Annotated in this window: 13 protein-coding genes; 8 read left to right on the top strand and 5 right to left on the bottom strand. The window is 63.4% G+C overall.

Features of this window, described 5'->3' with window-relative positions; genetic code table 11:
- Positions 1-173: 173 nt before the first annotated feature.
- From J7U39_RS22550 to cueR, 5 genes are all read left to right on the top strand, one after another.
- Positions 174-5,642 (top strand): alpha-2-macroglobulin family protein, encoded by a 5,469-nt coding sequence (locus J7U39_RS22550; protein WP_210632475.1) that lies wholly within the window; start codon positions 174-176, stop codon positions 5,640-5,642.
- A complete protein-coding gene (gene pbpC, locus J7U39_RS22545; protein WP_210632474.1) occupies positions 5,642-7,723 on the top strand; it encodes a penicillin-binding protein 1C in 2,082 nt (693 codons plus the stop codon). Before J7U39_RS22550 ends, pbpC begins: the two co-directional genes overlap by 1 nt.
- A gap of 60 nt (positions 7,724-7,783) precedes the next feature.
- Complete coding sequence (gene treY / locus J7U39_RS22540; protein ID WP_210632473.1) at positions 7,784-10,393, top strand: malto-oligosyltrehalose synthase; 2,610 nt, start codon at positions 7,784-7,786, stop codon at positions 10,391-10,393.
- A gap of 159 nt (positions 10,394-10,552) precedes the next feature.
- Positions 10,553-13,075 (top strand): heavy metal translocating P-type ATPase, encoded by a 2,523-nt coding sequence (locus J7U39_RS22535; protein WP_210632472.1) that lies wholly within the window; start codon positions 10,553-10,555, stop codon positions 13,073-13,075.
- A 9-nt stretch (positions 13,076-13,084) separates the two neighbouring features.
- Entirely contained in the window at positions 13,085-13,474 is a 390-nt protein-coding gene (cueR, locus tag J7U39_RS22530; RefSeq protein WP_210632471.1) for a Cu(I)-responsive transcriptional regulator, read from the top strand.
- Between the two features lie 24 nt (positions 13,475-13,498).
- On the opposite strand, the gene J7U39_RS22525 is transcribed toward cueR, so the two are convergent.
- Positions 13,499-13,783 (bottom strand): hypothetical protein, encoded by a 285-nt coding sequence (locus tag J7U39_RS22525; RefSeq protein WP_210632470.1) that lies wholly within the window; start codon positions 13,781-13,783, stop codon positions 13,499-13,501.
- Between the two features lie 187 nt (positions 13,784-13,970).
- Here J7U39_RS22525 and J7U39_RS22520 point away from each other — a divergent pair, with 187 nt between their 5' ends.
- Genes J7U39_RS22520 through J7U39_RS22510 form a run of 3 tightly spaced genes read left to right on the top strand, consistent with a single transcriptional unit; the run spans position 13,971 to position 15,995 of the window.
- Positions 13,971-14,510, top strand: coding sequence for a sigma-70 family RNA polymerase sigma factor (locus tag J7U39_RS22520; RefSeq protein ID WP_210632469.1), 540 nt, complete (start codon positions 13,971-13,973; stop codon positions 14,508-14,510).
- Complete coding sequence (locus J7U39_RS22515; RefSeq protein WP_210632468.1) at positions 14,497-15,264, top strand: anti-sigma factor; 768 nt, start codon at positions 14,497-14,499, stop codon at positions 15,262-15,264. The genes J7U39_RS22520 and J7U39_RS22515 overlap by 14 nt, the downstream gene beginning before the upstream one ends.
- Before the next feature lie 20 nt (positions 15,265-15,284).
- Entirely contained in the window at positions 15,285-15,995 is a 711-nt protein-coding gene (locus J7U39_RS22510) for a Bax inhibitor-1/YccA family protein (protein ID WP_184473408.1), read from the top strand.
- A 124-nt stretch (positions 15,996-16,119) separates the two neighbouring features.
- On the opposite strand, the gene J7U39_RS22505 is transcribed toward J7U39_RS22510, so the two are convergent.
- The 4 genes from J7U39_RS22505 to repA all read right to left on the bottom strand — a co-directional run bounded on the left by J7U39_RS22505 (position 16,120) and on the right by repA (position 20,987).
- On the bottom strand, positions 16,120-17,253 hold the full coding sequence (locus tag J7U39_RS22505; RefSeq protein ID WP_210632467.1) for an RHE_PE00001 family protein: 1,134 nt from the start codon (positions 17,251-17,253) through the stop codon (positions 16,120-16,122).
- Between the two features lie 176 nt (positions 17,254-17,429).
- Entirely contained in the window at positions 17,430-18,644 is a 1,215-nt protein-coding gene (gene repC, locus J7U39_RS22500) for a plasmid replication protein RepC (RefSeq protein WP_210632466.1), read from the bottom strand.
- Positions 18,645-18,798: 154 nt separating this feature from the next.
- Positions 18,799-19,794 (bottom strand): plasmid partitioning protein RepB, encoded by a 996-nt coding sequence (repB, locus tag J7U39_RS22495; RefSeq protein WP_210632465.1) that lies wholly within the window; start codon positions 19,792-19,794, stop codon positions 18,799-18,801.
- Positions 19,791-20,987 carry a plasmid partitioning protein RepA gene (gene repA / locus J7U39_RS22490; RefSeq protein ID WP_210632464.1) on the bottom strand — a complete coding sequence of 399 codons (1,197 nt, stop codon included), beginning with the start codon at positions 20,985-20,987 and terminating at the stop codon, positions 19,791-19,793. The genes repB and repA overlap by 4 nt, the downstream gene beginning before the upstream one ends.
- Between the last annotated feature and the right edge of the window lie 79 nt (positions 20,988-21,066).

Below are 21,066 nucleotides of genomic sequence, written 5' to 3'. Positions count from 1 at the left end.
AATCCTTGCTCATCCTTGCCAAAGCGGCAAATCACAAGCCGTTCACTCACGCCGATGTGACAACTAAATGAAAGCGTGTGTTTGAAGGCGAAACAGCGCCCAAGTTGAGTTGACAATCTCATGAGGAGTGAGGAGAGTGCCGCCGGTCTGAGCCAGCATTCCGGGGGGAACCTATGTCCGTGCGCTCGTTCTTTGCTTTCGCCACCATCGCATTTTTTTCCGCGATCGCCATCGGCCTTCCAGCCGCCGCTGCGGAGACCAAGCGTGACATCCAGACGATCAAGGATGCCGATTTCTTCGGCTTCGATCTTCGCACCGAGCAGAACGTCTCGCTCGACCAGTGCAAGACCTCCTGCATCGGCGACAAGAGCTGCAAGGCCTTCACCTACAATCCCAAGGTGAAATGGTGCTTCCTGAAATCCGATTTCAAGACGATGAACGCCTTCCCCGGCGCCATCGCCGGCAAGATCGTCGAGACGGCAGCCCAGAAGGAACCGGATATCGGCGCCGCGCCGCGCCCGACCTTCCTAAGCAACGACCTCATTCAGCAGGCCCACGACTTCAAGGACAATCTTGCCCTGACAGACGGCCAGCAGGGCCAGGGCGCCGACAGCCTGACGGCCAATGCCCGTCTCGACATGACGGCCAACAACCTGACGGACGCGCTGATCGCGTTCCACGGCGCGCTGTCGCTCACGCCCGATGATGCCGATCTCTGGCTCGAATCTGCCCGCGCCGCAATTTCCTTCGGCAGCACGGAAAGCAGCGTCACCGGTCAGGCCGTGGTCGACGCGCTGAACGGCTACGAGCTGACCCGCACCAAGGCCAAGCGCGCCGAGGCGCTCGCCGTGCTGGCCACCGCTCTCGAACGAAACGCCAATTACCGCCCGGCGCTCGACGCCTACAAGGCGAGCTTGGCGCTGGTTGCCTCCGACGAGGTGCAGACCGCCTACCTGCAGCTCAAATCGACGCAGGGCTTCCGCATCACCGAACACACGGTCGACGCCGACAGCGCCACGCCGCGGGCCTGTGCCACCTTCTCGGAGGCGCTGATCAAGACCACCGACTATACGCCCTTCGTGACGCTGAACGGCGAGGCGCCAAAGGCGGTCGAGACCAAGGATAAGCAGATCTGCGTCGAGGGCCTGACGCACGGCCAGACCTACAAGATCGCCTTCCGCACCGGCCTGCCGTCATCGGTCGACGAGACGCTCGACGCGCCTGTTTCCATCGACGTCTATATCAAGGACCGCAGCCAGATGGTGCGCTTCACCGGCGACAGCTTCGTGTTGCCCTCGACAGCGCGCCGCGGCATCCCGATCGTTTCGGTCAACCTGACCTCGGCCAACCTCAAACTCTACCGCATCGGCGACCGCGCCATCGCGCCGCTCTTGACCAACTCGCAGTTCCTGACCCAGCTCGACGGCTACAGCGCCCAGAACATCGAGGAACAGAGCGGCGAGCTGGTCTGGCAGGGGTCGATCGACATCGCCAACGAGCTCAACGAGGACATCATCACCAGCTTCCCCGTCGACGAGGCGCTGCCCGAACGCAAGCCCGGCATCTACGTGATGACGGCGACGGCGCCGAATGCGCCGGCGCAGGAGTGGGATTCACAGGCGACGCAATGGTTCCTCGTCTCCGACATCGGCGTCAGCACCTATGCCGGCACCGACGGGCTCAACGTCTTCACCCGTTCGCTTGCCTCGGCAAAGCCGATATCAGGCGTCGAATTGCAGCTGCTTGCCAAGAACAACGAGGTGCTCGGCACGGCGACGACCGACGAAAACGGCCGCGCCACCTTCACCGCCGGCCTGATCCGCGGAACGGCGGCGCTGACGCCCGCCGTCATCGCCGCCAGGAACGGCACGGCGGACTATGTGTTCCTCGACATGACGCGGGCCGGCTTCGATCTCTCCGACCGCGGTGTTACCGGCCGCGCCTCACCCGGCGCGATCGACGTGCTGACCTTTACCGAACGCGGCATCTACCGCGCCGGCGAAACCGTCCATGCTCAGGCGCTTGCCCGCGACACCGACGGCAATGCCATCGAGAATCTGCCGCTGACTTTCATCTTCAGCCGGCCGGATGGCGTCGAAGACCGCCGGATCGTCAGCCAGACCAGCAATCTCGGCGGTTATTCCGTCGATTTCGCCACCCAGGCAAACGCCATGCGTGGCACCTGGACGATGAACATCTTCACCGACCCGAAGGGCAGCGCGATCGCCAGCAAGAGTTTCCTCGTCGACGATTTCGTGCCCGATCGCACCGACATGGAGATCAAGACCGAGGCCACGGAGATCGGCCCGGATACGCCGGCGAACATCACCATCTCAGGCAAATATCTCTATGGCGCCCCGGCCGTCGGCCTGACGCTCGAGGGCGATGTTGTCGTCAAGCCGACGCGTGAGAGCGCCGCCTATAAGGGCTTCCTCTTCGGGCTTGCCGACGAGGAGGCGAACGAGGATTCGCGTCTGCCGATCGAGGGGCTGCCCGAACTCGACGAAAACGGCGAAGCTTCGACGGACCTCACCGTCGGCGACCTGCCGGCAACGACGCAGCTGCTCAACGCCACCATTTATATGCGCATGCAGGAAGCGGGCGGTCGCGCCATCGAGCGCTCGCTTGTCCTTCCCGTGAAGAACGATCGCGCTTCGATCGGCATCAAGCCGGAATTTTCCGACGAGCTGCCCGAGAATTCCATCGCCAACTTCACGGTGATCGGCGTCAATGCCGAGGGGCAGAAGCAGGAGGCGAAGGGCCTGCGCTGGAAATTCTACAGCCTCAACCGCGAGTACCAATGGTATCGCGAGGGGACCGCCTGGAAATACGAGCCGGTCTATACCGCCGAGCAGATTTCCAACGGCAGCGTCGACGCGACGATGGATGGCGGCAAGATTTCCGTGCCGGTGACCTGGGGCCGCTACCGCCTCGAAGTGGAAAGCCCTGATGCCGACGGCCCGACCTCCAGCGTCGAATTCGACGCCGGCTGGTTCGTCGCCTCGACGTCGACCGAAACGCCGGACGGCCTGGAAATCGCCCTCGACAAGGACAGCTACAAGATCGGGGAAACCGCCAAGCTGAAAATCACGTCGCGCTACGGCGGCGAACTGATGGTGACGGCCGGAACCGAAAAGCTCGTCGGCGTGGAGAACGCCACGATCGGCGAGACCGGCGGCGAGATCGACATCCCGGTCACCGCGGACCTGGGCGCCGGCGCCTATGTCACGGCAACGCTCTTCCGCCCCGGCGCCGCGCAGGACAGCCACATGCCGATGCGATCGATCGGCATCAAGTGGCTGAAGGTCGATCCCGAGCAGCGCGCGCTGCAGGTCAAGCTCGACACACCAGAAAAGATGCTGCCGCGCGGACCGCTTGAGATCGGCCTGCAGGTGACCGGCGCCGGCGCCAACGAGGATGCCTACGTGACGGTTGCCGCCGTCGATGTCGGTATTCTCAACCTGACGCGCTATGAACCGCCGAATCCGGAAGACTGGTATTTCGGCCAGCGTCAGCTCGGTCTCGAGATCCGCGACCTCTACGGCCGGCTGATCGACGGCTCCCTGGGCGCGACCGGTAAGCTCAGGACCGGCGGCGACGGCGGCGCCATTGCGCTGCAGGCAAGCCCGCCGACGCAGAAGCTCGTCGCTTTCTTCTCCGGTCCGGTCAAGCTCGATGCCGAGGGCAAGGCGAAGGTCTCCTTCGACATTCCGCAGTTCAACGGCACGGCGCGCGTCATGGCGGTCGCTTGGTCGAAGACGGGTGTCGGCCACGGCGTCAAGGACGTCATCATCCGCGATCCCGTCGTCGTGACGGCGAGCCTGCCGAAATTCCTCGCACCCGGCGACAAGGCCAATCTGCGCCTCGACATCGCCAATACCGATGCGCCGGCCGGTGACTACAAGCTGCAGCTGACCGGCAATGATGCGGTCGGCATCGAGCAGGCTTCAGCCTCGCAAACAATCCGCCTCGAAGCGGGCGCGAAATCCGAACTGACGCTTTCGCTCATCGGCAAACAGCCGGGCGCCGGCAGCGTCTCGATCAACCTGTCCGACGCCTCCGGCATCTCGCTCGACCAGGTCGTCGATGTGCCGGTCCGTCCGGCATCCTTGCCGATCACCCAACGCAGGGTGCTGGCGCTGAAGCCGGGGGCCAAGCTGACGGTGGACAAGAACCTGTTGGCCGACAGCGTGCTGCCCGGCGCCTCAATCAGCGTCAACGTCACCCGTTCGGCGGCCTTCGACATTCCGGCGCTGCTGATGACCCTCGACCGCTACCCCTTCGGATGCGCCGAGCAGACGACCAGCCGGGCGCTGCCGCTGCTCTATTTCGCCGAAGTGGCGAAGCAGGCCGGCATCGAAAACGACGAGGACGTGCACAAGCGCGTGCAGGACGCGATCTATCGCGTGCTTTCCTACCAGGCCTCGGCCGGCAGCTTCGGCCTCTGGGGACCGGATTCCGGTGATGTCTGGCTCGATTCCTACGTCACCGATTTCCTGACGCGGGCCCGCGAAATGAAATATGACGTGCCGGAAAAGGCCTTCGTGCAGGCGCTCGAAAATCTGCAGAACACGCTGTCCTATACCACCGACATCAACGGCCAGGGCGACCAGATCGCCTATGCCATCTATGTTCTTGCCCGCAACAAGAAGGCCGCGATCAGCGATCTGCGCTATTATGCCGATACGATGATCAACCAGTTCCCGACGCCGCTCGCCAAGGCGCATATCGCCGCCGCTCTGGCGCTCTATGGTGACGCCCAGCGTTCGAAGAACATTTTCATCGACGCGCTGCAGATGTCGCAGCAATCGATGGTGTCGCGCGTCAATCTCTCGCGCACCGACTACGGCACTATACTGCGCGATGGTGCGGCGATCCTGGCGCTCGCCGCCGAAAGCCGGCCGGTGCCGCCTGTCATCCCAGATCTCGCCAAGTCCGTCGCCAAGGAATGGGGCCGCAGCAAATACAAGAGCACTCAGGAAGAAGCCTGGATGCTGCTTGCCGCGCGCGCCCTCCAGGGCGGTGACGACGGTCTGAAGATCGATGTCAATGGCGCGGCGCATAGCGGCGCCTATATGGCGCGCATGACCGGCGATGCGCTCGCCGGTCACCCGCTGACGCTGACCAACCAGACGAACGACTCCGTCTCGGCTGTCGTCACCACCGTTGCCGCTCCCACCGTGCCGCTGCCAGCCGGTGGCGACGGCTTCCTCATCGAGCGCAGCTATTACACGCTCGACGGCGAGCAGGCCAATGTCAGCGAGGCGAAGCAGAACGAGCGCTATGTGGTCGTCATCCATGTGCGCGAGACCAATGACTGGTCGTCGCGCATCGTCATTACCGACCTTCTGCCGGCCGGCTTCGAGATCGACAATCCGAACCTCGTCGACAGCGCCCAGATGACGAATTTCGATTGGATCGGCGAAATATCAGCCGCCCATACGGAATTCCGTTACGACCGCTTTGTCGCCGCCTTCAACCGCGCGCCCGGCGAGGAGCGTGAATTCAACGTCGCCTATGTCGTACGCGCCGTCACCCCCGGCACGTACGACCATCCGGCCGCAAGCGTCGAGGACATGTACCGGCCGGAGCTTTCGGCCCGCACGGCGACCGGCAAGATGGAGGTCATAGCAGCACAATAATGAGGCTGTGGCACAAGTTCGCGATCGGCTCCGCCGCCGGCATCCTTCTTGCCGGCGCGGCTCTCGTCGCGCTCGACGCGGCCGACCGGGCCTTTCCGCCGCCGCTCGACAAGGCAGCGGTGGTTTCACCCGAGGTGCTGGATGCCGATGGGCAGCTGTTGCGCGCCTTTGCGACGCCGGAGGGCCGTTGGCGGCTGAAGACTTTGGTCGCCGACGTCGATCCGCAATTCCTGCGCATGCTTGTTGCCTACGAGGATCAGCGTTTCTACGATCACGCCGGCATCGACGTCTGGGCGCTCGGGCGCGCCAGCCTGCAGTTCGTCCGCAACGGCCGCATCGTCTCCGGCGCCTCGACGCTTTCGATGCAGGTGGCCCGGCTGATCGAGCCGCGCGCGGAACGCTCGTTTTCGGCAAAACTTCGGCAGCTTGCACGCGCCGTGCAGATCGAACGGCGGCTGTCGAAGGAAGAGATCCTCGACCTTTATCTCACACATGCCCCCTATGGCGGCAACCTGGAAGGTGTACGCGCCGCAAGCCTTGCCTATTTCGGCAAGGAGCCGCGCCGCCTGACGGTGGCCGAGGCGGCGCTGCTGGTCGCCCTGCCGCAATTGCCGGAACGGCGGCGGCCGGACCGCAATCTCCAGGCCGCACAGGAGGCGCGCAAGCGCGTGCTCGACCGCGTCGCAGTGGCCGAGGCCGTCGGCGACGGTGAGGCGGAACGGGCCGAAGCTGTCGCCATTCCACCGCGACGCCTGCAATTGCCTGCCTTTGCCGCCCATCTCGGCGAAGCCGCATTGCGCAAGGAGCCTCTGGTCCTCAAGCACCAGACGACGTTGAAGAAGCAGGTGCAGCAGGGGCTGGAATCCGTTGCTCGCGCCGCGGCGATGAAACTCGGGCCGAAGCTTTCGCTCGCCATGGTAATGGCGGACGCGCAGACCGGCGCGATCGTCGGCGAGGTCGGCTCGGCCGATTATTTCGACGCCAGCCGCTCCGGCTGGATCGACATGACCCGCGTCAACCGCTCGCCCGGTTCGACGCTGAAGCCTTTCATCTACGGGCTCGCCTTTGAGCTGGGCCTCGTTTCCCAGGAGACGATCATCGAAGACCGGCCGGCAGATTTCTTCGGCTACCGACCGCGCAATTTCGACATGAGCTATCAGGGCGACGTCACCGTGCGCGAGGCCTTGCAGCTCTCCTTGAACGTGCCGGCCGTCAAGCTGCTCGACGCCGTCGGGCCGTCGCGGCTCATGGTGCGCTTCCGCCGCGCCGGGGTGCGCCCGGTCCTGCCGCCGAACGAGACGCCGGGACTGGCGATCGGTCTCGGCGGCGTCGGCCTCACGCTGAAGGATCTGGTGCAGCTTTATACGGCGCTCGCCAATCGCGGCCAACCGGCAAGGCTTGGCGACGGCATCACCGGCACGCCGGGCAAAATCGACGGCGAACCGTTGCTGGAGCCGGTCGCCGTCTGGAACGTTGCCAATATTCTCTCCGGTGTCATTCCACCGGCCGGCGCACCGCAGCGCGGCATCGCCTATAAGACCGGCACGAGCTATGGCTATCGCGACGCCTGGTCGGTCGGCTATGACGGCCGGTATGTGCTCGGCGTCTGGGCCGGCCGGCCTGATAACAGCGCCGTGCCCGGTCTGACCGGCTATGGCACCGCCGCGCCGATCCTGTTCGAGGCCTTCGCCAAATCCGGCATCGCCACGACGCCCCTGCCCCGCCCGCCGGCAGGCGCCGTGCGCATCGCCCAGTCCGAATTGCCGATCAGCCAGCGGCGTTTTGCACTGAATGCCAGCGGCCTGCTCGTCGCCTCCGGCCGCGAGCCCGCGCCGCAGATCGTCTATCCGCCCGAGGGCGCCCATATCGATCTCGGCGCTGGAGCTGGCGATCTATCGCCGCTGATGCTGAAGCTGCAGGGCGGCCGCGCGCCCTTCCGCTGGCTCGCCAACGGCAAGCCCTTACCCGATCTCTCGCGCCGGCGCACCCAGCAATGGCTACCCGACGGCGGCGGCTATTCGAAACTGACCGTCATCGATTCAGCCGGACGCGCCGCAAGTGTGGGCGTTTTCATCGACTGAGGGAACCAAAGACCGGGCACAACCGTTGGAAAAGGTCTCCCTCCAACGTCAGACGGCCTCATGACTCTTCCGACAGCGACCTACCGGATACAGTTCCGCAACGGCATGACTTTCGATCGTGCCTGCGACCTCGTTCCCTACCTCAAGACGCTCGGCATCAGCCACCTCTACGCCTCGCCGATTTTCACCGCCGTCAACGGCTCGACTCACGGCTATGACGTCACCGACGCCAATGAGATCGATCCGGCGCTTGGGGGTCGCGCCGGGTTCGACCGGCTGACGGAAAGCCTCGCCTCGGCGGGCATGGGACTGGTTCTCGACATCGTTCCGAACCATATGGCCGCTTCGCCTGACAACGCCTGGTGGCGGGACGTGCTGGCCTTCGGCCCGCAGAGCGCCTATGCCAGCCATTTCGACATCGACTGGAGCGAACCGCTGACCCTGCCGCAGCTCGGCCAGGATTTCGAAGAGGCGCTGGCATCAGGCGAACTGCGCCTCGTGCTCGACGAGACGCACGGCAATTTCGCCTTGGCCTATTTTCAGACGCTGTTGCCGGCGAACCCGAGCAGCTACGGCGCGATCGCCAACCGGCTTGACGATCCGGTCGCAATGCGAATGGCCGAGGCCGCGGCCGCGACCTCAGGCGAGGACTTCGCCCGCGCGCTGCGCGACATCCTCTTCGAGGGAGGCGATCGGGCGGTCCTTCAGGAAAAACTCGAGGACGTCTCGTCCGATCGCGAATTCCTGAGGAGCCTGCATGACGAGCAGTATTGGCGGCTGATCCATTGGAAGGAAGCGGCGCGGCATCTGAGTTACCGCCGCTTTTTCGAGGTGACCGGACTGGTCGGCACCCGCGTCGAGGATCCCCATGTGTTCGACGACATGCACCGGCTGGTGCTCGAACTCGTGCGCCATGGCAAGGTGCAGGGCCTGCGCATCGACCATGTCGACGGGCTCGCCGAACCCAAGGCCTATCTCGACAGGCTGAGGGCAGCAGTCGGGACAGACACCTATATCGTCGTCGAAAAGATCCTCGGGGCGGGCGAGGTCCTGCCGGAGAGCTGGCCGGTCGCCGGCACCACCGGATATGAATTCATCGCCGCCCTCGGCGAGCTCTTCATCGACGCCGGCGGCCTGCGGATATTGGACGATGCCTATCGCAGCCTCGCCGGCGAAGCGGGCGATCTCGATGAGGGCCGCCGGCAGGCCAAGCGACAGATGGTCGAGCGCAATTTCGCCGGTGAGACCGGCAGGCTGGTAGCGATGGCGGCCGGCATCTTTCCCGAGATAAGCCGGGAAGAGATTGCCACCGCCATACGCGAGCTGCTGATCGCATTCCCCGTCTACCGCACCTATGGCGACGGTGGTCAGCTGAGCTGGCAGGATTCGGCCGTTCTTGCCGCAACCGCATCGCAAGTGATGGCGCGGCTCGACGACCGGCGCGCGCTCGACTACGTGCTGAAGCTTCTCGAAGGCAAGATCGAAGGCGATGCGGCACACGAATTCCGAATCCGCTTTCAACAGCTGAGCGGGCCGGTCATGGCGAAGGCGATGGAGGATACGCTGTTCTACCGCTATAACAGGCTGCTTGCCGCAAACGAGGTCGGCGGCGAACCGGGCAAGGCGCCCGAGGGCCCGGATGGCTTCCATCGTCGCATGGCCGAGCGGGCGCGGCTGCAGCCGCATGGGCTTTCGGCAAGCTCCACGCACGATACCAAACGTGGCGAGGATGCGCGCGCGCGGCTCTATGTCCTGAGCGAGGGTGCGGATGTGTTTGCCCAGGCGGTAGCGCGTTGGCGTGATATGAACCGGCCCTGGCTGAAGGATCTGCCAGATGGGGCGGCGCCGGAGCCCAATACCGAATGGATGCTGTATCAGGCGCTCGCCGGCGTCTGGCCGGAGGAATTCGACAGAGCACAGATGGAAAACCTTCGCGCCCGCTTTACCGATTACGCGGTCAAGGCGGTGCGCGAGGCGAAATTGCGCAGCGCCTGGACCGACCAGGAGGGCGCCTACGAGGAGGCGATCACAGTCTATGCGGCGGCGCTGGTGTCGCCGGACAATGACGCCTTCCTGGAAGATTTCGAAAGGGTGCTGCAGCCCTTTATTGCGGCCGGCTACGTCAACAGCCTGTCGCAGACATTGCTCAAGCTGACGGCGCCTGGCATTCCCGACATTTACCAGGGCGCGGAAGGTTTCGACTTCAGCCTTGTCGATCCGGACAATCGCCGGCCTGTCGATCACGCCAGCCTGACGGCCTGGCTGGATGAAGCCGGACCCATCGCCAAGCTCCAGGCGGCGGCCTTGAAGCAGCGCATCATCGCAATCGGCCTGCAGCTGCGCCAGCGGCACCCGGTTCTCTTTGCCGGGGGTGACTATCTTCCGTTGAAGACGACGGGCAGCCGCCGTGATCATGTGCTGGCTTTCGCCCGCGTGCACAACAGCGAATTCGCAATCACCGCCGCCCCGCGGCTGATGTTCGGCTGGCTCGATCCCGGCGTGCTTTTTGCCGGTCCGGAATTCTGGGAAGACACGGCGATCGCGGTCCCCTCCCCTCTCCATGGCTTGAAGGCGGATCTCGTGACGGGAAAAACGATCGAGCCGGGAGGCAGCATTTCGGTCGCCGCACTGCTCGGGAGCCAGCCGCTCGGGCTGATCAGTCCGATCTGAGCCTCGGGCGCGATTTGAGGATCGGGCGACGATCGCCGTCGCGCTGCGCAACGCGGCGGTTTCGAAAAAATCGATGTCGTCAAGATTAGCACTTGACCTTCCAGTTGCTGGAAGGTGGATAAGCCTCTCCAACTGCCCTTTGGGGCACAGGAGATAGCCATGGATACCAAGCACGAACACGACGACCATCATCATCACAGCCACGGCGACGGTCACTGCCATTGCGGCCATGATCATCAGGAGAAGGCTGCCGAAGCGGTGATCCGTGATCCTGTCTGCGGCATGACGGTCGATCCGCGAGCCGGCAAACCCTCGTTCGACCACATGGGCCGCCTCTATCATTTCTGCTCCGAGAGCTGCCGCACGAAGTTTGCGGCGCAGCCGCAGGATTATCTGACGGCGAAGGATCCGGTCTGCGGCATGGCCGTTGATCGTTCGACGGCAAAATACTTCGCCAAATTCGAAGGCGAGAAATTCTACTTCTGCTCGGCCGCCTGCCAAACCAAATTCGAGGTTGACCCCTATCGCAACGGCGCCCGTCCGGCGGCAAAACCGGCGGCGAAGGGTACGCTCTATACCTGCCCAATGCATCCGGAAGTCGTCAGCGACCGGCCCGGCGACTGCCCGAAATGCGGCATGGCGCTGGAGCCGATGGGCATTCCTCCGGCCGACGAAGGACCGAATCCGGAACTTGTCGATTTCGTCAGGCGGCTTTGGGTCAGCGCCATCCTTGCCCTGCCGCTGCTGGCGCTCGGGATGGGACCGATGCTCGGCCTGCCGCTCCGGGAAGCGATCGGCGAACCGCTGGCGATCTATATTGAGCTAGCGCTGGCAACACCGGTCGTGCTGTGGGCCGCCCTGCCGTTCTTCCGCCGCGCCTGGGCCTCTCTCGTCAACCGCAGCCCGAACATGTGGACGCTGATCGGCATCGGTGTCGGCACCGCTTATGTCTACAGCGTCGTCGCCACGCTTGCGCCCGGTCTTTTCCCGATGAGCTTTCGCGGCCATGGCGCCTCGGTGCCTGTTTATTTCGAGGCGGCCGCCGTCATCGTCGCCCTGGTCTTCGTCGGCCAGGTGCTGGAATTGAAGGCACGCGAGCGGACCGGCTCGGCAATCCGCGCTCTGCTCGACCTCGCGCCGAAGATGGCGCGGCGTCTCGATGCCGATGGCAACGAGAGGGACGTGCCGGTGGAGGAGATCCAGACCGGCGACCGGCTGCGCGTGCGCCCGGGCGAGCGCGTACCGGTGGATGGCTCCGTGCTGGAGGGCCAGTCGACCGTTGACGAATCGATGATATCGGGCGAGCCCCTGCCCGTCGAGAAGACGACGGGCGACGGGCTGACCGGCGGCACGATCAACAAGAACGGCTCCCTCGTCATGTCGGCCGAGAAGGTCGGCGCAGACACGGTGCTGTCGCGCATCGTCGACATGGTCGCCAAGGCGCAGCGTTCGCGGGCGCCGATTCAGGGCGCCGTCGATCGGGTGTCGGCCTTCTTCGTGCCCGCCGTCGTCGCCGTCGCCATCCTTGCCTTCGTCATCTGGGCGGCCATCGGACCGGAGCCGAGCCTGGCAAACGCGCTGCTTGCCGCGGTCGCCGTTCTGATCATCGCCTGCCCCTGTGCGCTCGGTCTTGCAACGCCGATGTCGATCATGATCGCGACCGGGCGCGGCGCTGGCGAAGGTGTGCTGATCAAGGACGCCGAAGCGCTGGAGCGCTTTTCCAAGGTCGACACGCTGATCGTCGACAAAACCGGCACGCTGACCGAAGGCAAGCCTGTGCTCACCGACATCGTCGCCGTCGGCGGCGTCGAGGAGAACCGGCTGCTGTCGCTGGCCGCGAGCCTCGAGCGCGGCTCCGAGCATCCGCTGGCCGAAGCGATCGTTGCCGGCGCCGAAGAGCGCGGGGCCGCCTTCGTGGAGGTGACCGGTTTCGAGGCGAAAACCGGCAAGGGGGTCCAGGGCATAGCCGACGGTGCAAAGGTGGCGCTCGGCAATGCGGCGCTGCTCGCCGATCTCGGCGTCGATCGGTCGGCGCTGTCGGAGAAGACCGAAGCCCTGCGCGGCGACGGCAAGACGGTGATGTTCGTGACGCTCGACGGCAAGCTTGCCGGTCTCGTCGCCGTCGCCGACCGAATCAAGCCGACGACATCAGCCGCGATCAAGGCGCTGCACGACAGCGGGCTGAAGATCATCATGGCGACCGGCGACAACGAGCGCACGGCGCGGGCGGTGGCGAAAAGCCTCGGCATCGACGAGGTCCGTGCCGACGTGCTGCCGGAAGGCAAGAAGGCGCTGATCGAGGAACTGCGCGCCAAAGGTGGGGTGATCGCCATGGCCGGCGACGGGGTCAACGACGCCCCGGCACTTGCGACCGCCGATGTGGGCATCGCCATGGGCACCGGCGCCGATGTTGCGATGGAAAGCGCCGGCATTACCTTGGTTAAAGGCGATCTCAACGGGATCGTCAGGGCGCGGCGGCTGGCGGAGGCGACGATGCGCAATATCCGCCAGAATCTCGGCTTCGCCTTCGGCTACAACGCGCTCGGCGTGCCGGTCGCCGCCGGCATCCTCTATCCGGTTTTCGGCTTGCTGCTCTCGCCGATGATCGCGGCGGCGGCGATGAGCCTCTCGTCCGTATCGGTGATATCAAATGCGCTGAGACTGCGCTTTGCAAAATTATAGGAGACGGCCATGAATATCGGCGAAGCATCCGAGCGGTCCGGCTTGCCTTCGAAGACCATCCGCTACTACGAGGATATCGGCCTGATCCGCCCCGAAAGGGGCGCAAACGGCTATCGCGACTATGCTGCGGCCGATGTTCACAAGCTGCGCTTCCTGCAGCGTTCACGCGGCCTCGGCTTTTCCGTCGAGGAATGCCGGCAATTGCTGGCGCTTTATGAGGACAAAGCCCGGGCGAGTGCCGATGTCAGGGACATTGCCGAGACGAAACTCGGGGAGATCGACCGCAAGATCCGCGAACTGACGGAACTTCGCCACGCTCTCGAGCATCTCGTGCATGCCTGCCATGGCAACGACCGGCCGGACTGTCCAATCCTCGAGGAGCTCTCGGACGGTCGCTGACCATTCTGGGAAAGCCGGGAGGGTCTAGCTGACCGTCTGGAACGGCGCTGGCTCGGCGGGCTCGTCCTCGTCGCCGTCCTCAAACACGCCCTCATCGAGGCGATGCTTGATCGCAAGCGCGTAAATCACGTCGAGAATATTGCGGTCCTTGAGATGAGGATCGGTCAGAGCGAGAAGCGAAGCCCTGACGATCTTCTTGCTGGTGGCCTTCGGGCATCGCGCCTTGACGAATTCATAGAGCGCCTCACCCGTCAGCCCTTCCATGGCGCCGTCCACGAGAGCTTCGTAGACCCGCTTCTTTTCCTTCATCCTTTACCTTCCCCTCCAAATCAGCGGCGTGATGATCTGTCATGTAATTGTCATAAACAATCGCCGATTTAAGGCACACATGCGTTTGCTGATGCTATTTCCCCGGTTCGGCGGCGGCGATTTCCGGCTGGCATGATTTTTTTATGCCGCCGGGAATAAAACCAGCCGCGCTTGCGTATACTCAAGCATGGAACGCAAAGACCGCCCCTTCGATGTCATCGGACAGCTTGCAGCGCTAAGGCGCTATGCTCGCGCGCTGGTGCGCAACTCGGATGAGGCGGAGGATCTGGTGCACGATGCTCTGGTGCGCGCCTTCGAGAAGCGAAAGAGCTTCCGAAGCGGTGGCAACCTGCGTACCTGGCTGCTTTCCATCCTGCACAATGCCCACATCGATCGTCTTCGCCAGAACCGGTCGCTGGCGCGTCGCCATGACGAAGCGGCTGTCGACGCCGAGCAGTCGCTGCCGGCCGGCCAGGAACATGCGGTGCGCCTGCAGCAGGTGCGCGACGCCTTCTTCGACCTGCCGGAGGAGCAGCGCGAAGCGCTGCATCTCGTTGCCATCGAAGACCTTTCCTATCAGGAAGCCGCCAATGCGCTCGGTATTCCGATCGGCACGCTGATGTCGCGCATTTCCCGCGCCCGGGCGCAGCTGCGCGAATTCGAGGAGAGGTCGCCGCGCGTTTCGCATCTCAAATTAATCGGAGGGAGCGGCAATGAAAGCAGTTGATCCGATCATCGATGCCGATCTCGACGCCTACGTGGATGGCGAGCTCGATGTCGCCCGCCGCATTCAGGTCGAGTCCTATCTCTCGGAGAATCCGGCGATTGCCGCCAAGGTCATGGCCGATCTGAGCATGAAGGGTGAGCTGCGCCTGGCGCTTGCCGGCGAAAATGCCTTCGGCCGTCCCGAGACCCGCGATGCCGCCCGCCGGCTGGAACGTGGCCTTTCCTATGGCCGCATCTTCCATTCCATGCAGCGCATCGCCGCCGTCGGCATTCTGGTCACCGCCGGCTGGGTGGCGCATAATTCGTTCGGCGCCTTTTCGGCGACCGAGGTATCGGCGTCGGTGCCCGCACCCGCCTATGTGGAGGATGCCGTCCGCGCCTATCAGACCGCGGCACTGCGCCAATCAATGCCGCCGCAGACGCCGGCCACCTACAGCGCGGACGATATTCGCGCCGCCACCGCCATCGTCATGCCCGAACTGCCTGGGGATTGGAAAGTCGCCGACGTGCAGATCTTCCCGTCCGAATTCGGCCCCAGCGTCGAAATGGCGATCGAGCAGTCGGATGGAAAGCGGCTGTCGCTTTTCGCGGTCCGTCCCGGGGCCTTCGAGGTCAAGCCGGTCAGTCATCTCACGCTGGAAAAAGCAGAAGCCGCCTATTGGCAGATCGGCGAGGTCGCCTATGCGCTGATCGCCGACGACAGCGGTCTCAATCTCGACCAGGCGGCCGAACGGCTCGCCCGCTCGCTCTATTAATTCAAACCGAGGAGATCAGCATGAACCCGATCAATTCCCGCTACGGTGCCGCGGCCGGCACCCAGGCCCTGTTCGACGAGGGCCTGCGCCAGCATATGCTGCGCGTCTACAATTATATGGCTCTCGGCCTCGTCATCACAGGCATCGTCGCCTTCGTCGTCGGCTCGACGCCGGCCCTCTACGTCCCGATCTTCGGCTCGCCGCTGAAGTGGGTCGTGATGCTGGCGCCGCTCGCCTTCGTCTTCTTCTTCTCGTTCAAAATCCAGACGATGTCGGCCAGCACCGCCCAGGTCACCTTCTGGGCCTTCTGCGCCGTGATGGGCCTGTCGCTCGCCTCCGTCTTCCTGGTCTTCACCAAGACGAGCATCGCACAGACCTTCTTCATCACTGCCGCGATGTTCGGTTCCATCAGCCTCTACGGCTACACGACGAAGCGTGACCTGTCGAAGATGGGCTCGTTCCTGATGATGGGTCTGTTCGGCATCATCATCGCCGGCATCGTCAACATCTTCCTGGGTTCGAGCGCGCTGCAGTTCGCGATCTCGGTGATCGGCATCGTCGTCTTCGTCGGCCTCACCGCCTACGACACGCAGAACATCAAGGAACAGTATTCGGAAAACTACGATCAGGAATCGAACCAGAAGCTCGCCGTCTTCGGTGCGCTCTCGCTCTACCTGAACTTCGTCAACATCTTCCAGCTTCTGCTCAACTTCACGGGCGAGCGGGAATAGAACTGCGCTTCTGGGGGCAATGGAAGCGCAAGAGCGTCCGGTCTGCAATCTGTGACAGGATGGCAGACCGGGCGCTCACTCGCAAAGACCCGGCCGGACGTCGACCCGGCCGGTTTTTTCTGTTTCAGATGATGCCCCAGGCGCGGTAGCGGCCGCGGCCGGTGATTTCACGAATGCCGATCTCGTTGACGAGGTTCAGCGCGCCACGCGGCGTGATGCGCAGCTGACGGGCGATCATCGCTGCCGACACCATCGGCCGCGACAGGATGAAGTCGGCAAGTTCCGGCAGGCTGCTGTTCGAGCGGCGGCCGCGAAAGCGCAACTCCATTTGCGTGCGAGCCAGCGACAACCGGTCGATTTCCTTGAGGCCGGCCGCCGCAGCCAACTGCATCGCCTCAAGAAAGGCTTGCAGCCGCGTCGCCCGGTCACGGGCCCGACGCCGCTCGTGGCGCACCAATTTCAGCCCGCCGTAAAAGGAAAAGAGATGGGAAGCGACCTTGCCGCGGGCGCGCAGGTAGCTTTCGACGAGAAGTCCGCCGAGCCAATGCTGACGCCGCAACGGCTCGATCCTGTCCCAGGTTTCGAACAGGATGACGGCGCCGAGAACCGGCGGCAGGCTGTCGGCCAGGGGCAGCACGCCTCGCCACTCCGCAAGCCGCTGCTCCTCATCCCATTCCTCGTCGCCCAGCAGGCCGAGGGGGTCATCGTTGCGCTTGGCCGGAGATATTGCCGCCGCCTCGCCGGACGGCGCTTTGCCCGTATGGATGTCGATGAGCTTCTGCGAGCGGGCAAGAATGGCATCGATCTCGGCCATCTCGGCGGCGAGCGGCGCGTCTCCATCCTCGCCCTCATCGTCGGCCTCGACCGCAGCGGCCGGGCTCTTGGCCTCCTGAGTGAGGCCCTTCCCTTCCCCCGTGGTCGCCGTCAGCGTTGCCAGCCCCGAGGCGCCGAGCGCCCAGGACGGCTCGCCGGTCCAGATGCGCCGACGCGTCCGCAGCACCGAATGGGCGATCGTCAATTCATGGCTCGGAGCGCGGCTATCCATATGCGCGTCGTGCAGAACGAGATCCTCGACATGAACGAGCTCGCCGGCAACCCATAATGCGCCGGCGGCATCGAAGAAATGGCTGCGTTCGGCAAACCCCTCACCCACCGGCGAGCGCAACACCCGCTCGTCCAGTCGCGCCAACGCATCCTCCGCCGCAGCGAGCAATGGAAGTAGGGTCTGAAGCATCGTACCGTCGATATCATAGCGCATTGTTAAGCTTTGCGGTTTTTCACAAATGGAAGCAAAACAGCTATTTTCTTCCGCCATCTATGACATGGTTAACGGTTTGTTTCAACAAAAGCGCGGAGAAGCAAGCAAAGAAGATGGCGATTGCCGATCCACAATCCCTTTAAACCGCTGCGACTGGCGCGAAGCTTTTGGGCCCTTCATCCCGTTTTTCTCGCCATCGGACCATTGGCCCGCATCAATGCCATCAGCATCGGACCGAGCGAGAACTCGCCGCGCTCCGCCCGCCGCGTCAGATCACGCAAATAGCCGCCGGCCGAATTGATATGGCCGCCGCGTTCCAGAATGCAGGCGATCACGGTGGCAGCATTTTCCGGCCCCATGACGTTGCAGGCTTGCTGATAGGCACTGGGGCTGACGCCGAGGGTGGAACGAACGACGACCGCGGCGGCCATCAAATCCCGCCAGCTGCCGATCCCGCCGCCCGGCCCATAGGCAACAATCTCGGGGCAGGCCTGCAGCACCATGGCAAGGGGGAAGGATTTCGGCGGCTCCCGCCACGGCCGCGGCTCTTCCTCCGACTTTGCGCCCTGCTTCGTTTCGAAGCTTGGTTCAAGTTCAGATGTGGGGTGTGGTTTTGAATTATGTATGTGCCAACCGTTTCGGCTGTCATTGGCGTCCGTTTTTTCTGTTTTCGTCTTCGATTCCAGCGTCTTGACGATCAATTGGCGGAAAGCTTCGAGATCGGTCAGCAGGCTTTGAATCTCCGCTGCCGACGGACGGCGCGGCAGGCTTGCCGACAGGCGATTGAAATGCTGCTGCATCTCGATCCATTCGCCGGCGATTTCCTCTTCCAACGCGATCTCGATGAGCTTGGCGATGTCACGCCGGCAAAGGCTCAGCCGCTCTCTCAGGCGCTTCCATTCGAGCTTGTCGGCCTGCACCTGGGCGGCCTGTGCCTCGATCTCGCGAGCGCGCACGAGGAGTGGCGCCAGGCTGAAGCCGAAGGCCTCCCCAAGCCCGCCCTCGCCGTTACGGCGGGCGAAACGTTTCCCGTTCGGACTGTCGCGCCGGATGATCAGGCCAGACTCCACCAGCATCGCCAGGTTTCGCCGCAGCGTGGTGCCGGCCATGCCATGCGTGCGCAGCGACAGCTGTTCGTTCGAAGGAAAGACGACGAAACCGTTGGCCTCGGCAATCTCGTTCTTCGGATAGAAGGTCAACAGCGCGTTGAGAACGGCAAGCGCACGATCGGATACGCCGACCATCTCCTTTGCTTCGCAGAGCGCGCGAAAGATCTTCCATTTGTCGACCGATGCATCCGGATCGACCTTGCTGGCATTTTCCTGATTTGCCAGCATGCCAAGCGTCATCGATCGCCGCCCAAAAGGCGTCGATACATATTGAGGCTCCATGTCCCTCACCTTTTTTCAAGGCAAAAGAAATCTACCACCCAAAAGGATGCCGAAGATGCTTGACACTGATTCGAGGAAGTGCGATTCTCAGATTGTCCAGATATGAGAAAGGCTTCCGCGGCGGCAACGTTCGGAGGCTTTTTTCTTTTGCGGTCTACTCTCCTGCTTGCAACTTGCCGGCCTGATAGGCTTCGTAAAGCTCATCGAGACGGCGTGAAATGTAAGCGCCGAAATCCGGCGCATCGCCTGTTTTCAACGCGATCGTGAAGGAATTGCCGGCGCTCCTGATTCGGCCGGCAATCTTGCCGCCGCTCTTCGGCATCCAGTCATATTCGGTTGGCACGGGCTTGGCCTCTTTCCTGGCAAGCTCGGCGACCAGAAGCTCGAATCGGCGGTCGCTCTCCTGCGCCCTGAACCCTTCCGAGTCGATTAGCTTTGCAAGCCGCGCCGCCGTCGTCCCATTCCAGTCCTGGGCAAGCGCCATCCACTTGCGCCGTCCGATACCAGGCGCGTCCCCCACCAACCTGATGATTTCGGCCGGAATGGCCTTGGCGACCGACAACAGCTTCGATAGCTCCGTCTTGTCAGTGGACAGCGCCTTCATGATGACGGGACGCTCAAAGCCCTTGAGCTCGAGATTGAGAGCGAAGACGGCGCGTTCGATATAGGAAAGGTTCCGGCGCGCCGAATTCTCAATGCCCTGTGCAATGACGACATCGGTATCGTCGAGCTGACGGACGATCGCCTGCACTTTGCGGCCGAGCAGTTTGACGGCCTGCAGGCGGCGATGGCCGTAGGCAATTTGGTAACGCTCGCCGTCTTCAGGATGGCGCCGAACAAGGATCGGCACTTCCTGGCCATTATCGGCAATCGACTGCACCAGCTCGTCCTCGAAATCGAGCGGCTGGTCGGCAAGGCGGTCGCGGACGAAGGAAGAATCGATCAGATCGGGATCGAGTTCGACGATGCGCTCGCCGGAGAGCAAAGCCTCCTGCATCGCCCTGCTCTCTTCCTCCATGCGGCCAAGGGTCAGCGCCATTGTCCGAACCGGACCGGCCGATCCGCGCGAAGAAGGCTCCTCGTAGTTGGCCGCGGCCAACTCCTGCGCCGTATCGTCGAAAAGACCTTTCAGGCGGTCGCGTCTGCTCATGTGCGGCCCCAGGCTTTGTGAATGCCGGCAAGAACCTCGCCATTGGCAGCATTGACCGATTCCAGCGCCCGGTCATACGTTGAGCGGCGCACCTGCCCCTTCTCGATTTCGTAAAGCGTCTGCTTTGTCAGCCCGGCATCGGCGATTGCCGTCGATTTGAGGATGGTTGCCGTCAGCACGTCGTCGCCGAACAGGCTGCGCAGCAGCGCAACGATCTGCGACTGCGGCGCATCGAAGGGTTCGTGGCGGGTGACGACATATTTGATGAAGTCGTGCTGCAGGTCGCCGCCGGCCCTGCGAACCACAGAGAGAAGATCCGAGGTCATCAACAGGAACTGCGACATGGAGGCGACATCGACCATCTGCGGGTGGATGGTGATGAGCAGCGACGTGGCGGCGCAAACGGCGCCGAGGGTGAGGTAGCCGAGCTGCGGCGGGCAGTCGATCACCACCACGTCATAATCGGCCTCGACCTCGGCAATAGCGACGCCAACGCGACGGAAAAACAGCTCGGCCGGCTTCTGGCGATCATTGAGCGCCCGCGGCGTCTCATGCTCGAACTCCATCAGCTCGAGATTGCCGGGCACCAGATCGAGTCCGTCGAAATAGGTCTTGCGGACGATCTCCTTCAGCGGCTTGCGAGCCGCATCGTAGCGGATGGCGCCGTAAAGCGTATCGCCGTCGGAAAGATCGAATTCCGGCTGAACGCCCAGCATGGAGGAGAGCGAGGCTTGCGGGTCAAGATCGATTGCCAGCACCCGGTAACCCTCCAGCGCCAGATATTGCGCCAGATAAAGCGTCGTCGTCGTCTTGGCCGAACCGCCCTTGAAATTGGTGACTGCGACCGTCTGCAACTTTTCGCCGGGGCGACGCCACGGGAGGTAGCTCAGCGCGTCCTTCGGCTTGAGGTTCGCCATATAATGGCGCAATTCATTGATCTGACCGAGCGTATAGGAGCGTCGACCATTCGACGAAAGTTCCGGCTGCGGCCCCTTGCCGTCCAGCGAAAGCTGACGAAGATAACCGTCGGAAACACCGATCATCTGCGCGGCTTCGCCGGAAGAGAACGTGCGCAGCGTCTTCTGCGCAAGCGGCGGAAACAGCTTGTCGCGGAGGAGCTTCAGTTGCCGCGAAAGCTGGCTCGCATGCCGCTCGATCCGCACGTCTGTCGTCGATACGCTAATGTTGTCCAAAACACCCAATCCTTTTCGATGCGCTTTTCTGTCAACATAGCGTCAAAAAGCGTATCGAAAGTGACACGATTCGGGATTT

It is taken from the genome of Rhizobium sp. NLR16a, from assembly GCF_017948245.1.
Classification (GTDB): domain Bacteria; phylum Pseudomonadota; class Alphaproteobacteria; order Rhizobiales; family Rhizobiaceae; genus Rhizobium.
Note: the sequence above shows the minus strand (reverse complement) of the source record. Positions and strands in the feature narration are given on the sequence as shown.

What these genes read in the sequence shown, in the direction of transcription:
- cueR (WP_210632471.1), top strand. Translation starts at nt 13,085, where the DNA reads ATGAATATCGGCGAAGCATCCGAGCGGTCCGGCTTGCCTTCGAAGACC.
- pbpC (WP_210632474.1), top strand. Translation starts at nt 5,642, where the DNA reads ATGAGGCTGTGGCACAAGTTCGCGATCGGCTCCGCCGCCGGCATCCTT.
- J7U39_RS22510 (WP_184473408.1), top strand. Translation starts at nt 15,285, where the DNA reads ATGAACCCGATCAATTCCCGCTACGGTGCCGCGGCCGGCACCCAGGCC.
- repC (WP_210632466.1), bottom strand. Translation starts at nt 18,644, where the DNA reads ATGGAGCCTCAATATGTATCGACGCCTTTTGGGCGGCGATCGATGACG.
- J7U39_RS22505 (WP_210632467.1), bottom strand. Translation starts at nt 17,253, where the DNA reads ATGCGCTATGATATCGACGGTACGATGCTTCAGACCCTACTTCCATTG.
- J7U39_RS22515 (WP_210632468.1), top strand. Translation starts at nt 14,497, where the DNA reads ATGAAAGCAGTTGATCCGATCATCGATGCCGATCTCGACGCCTACGTG.
- treY (WP_210632473.1), top strand. Translation starts at nt 7,784, where the DNA reads ATGACTCTTCCGACAGCGACCTACCGGATACAGTTCCGCAACGGCATG.
- J7U39_RS22520 (WP_210632469.1), top strand. Translation starts at nt 13,971, where the DNA reads ATGGAACGCAAAGACCGCCCCTTCGATGTCATCGGACAGCTTGCAGCG.
- J7U39_RS22525 (WP_210632470.1), bottom strand. Translation starts at nt 13,783, where the DNA reads ATGAAGGAAAAGAAGCGGGTCTACGAAGCTCTCGTGGACGGCGCCATG.
- J7U39_RS22550 (WP_210632475.1), top strand. Translation starts at nt 174, where the DNA reads ATGTCCGTGCGCTCGTTCTTTGCTTTCGCCACCATCGCATTTTTTTCC.
- repB (WP_210632465.1), bottom strand. Translation starts at nt 19,794, where the DNA reads ATGAGCAGACGCGACCGCCTGAAAGGTCTTTTCGACGATACGGCGCAG.
- J7U39_RS22535 (WP_210632472.1), top strand. Translation starts at nt 10,553, where the DNA reads ATGGATACCAAGCACGAACACGACGACCATCATCATCACAGCCACGGC.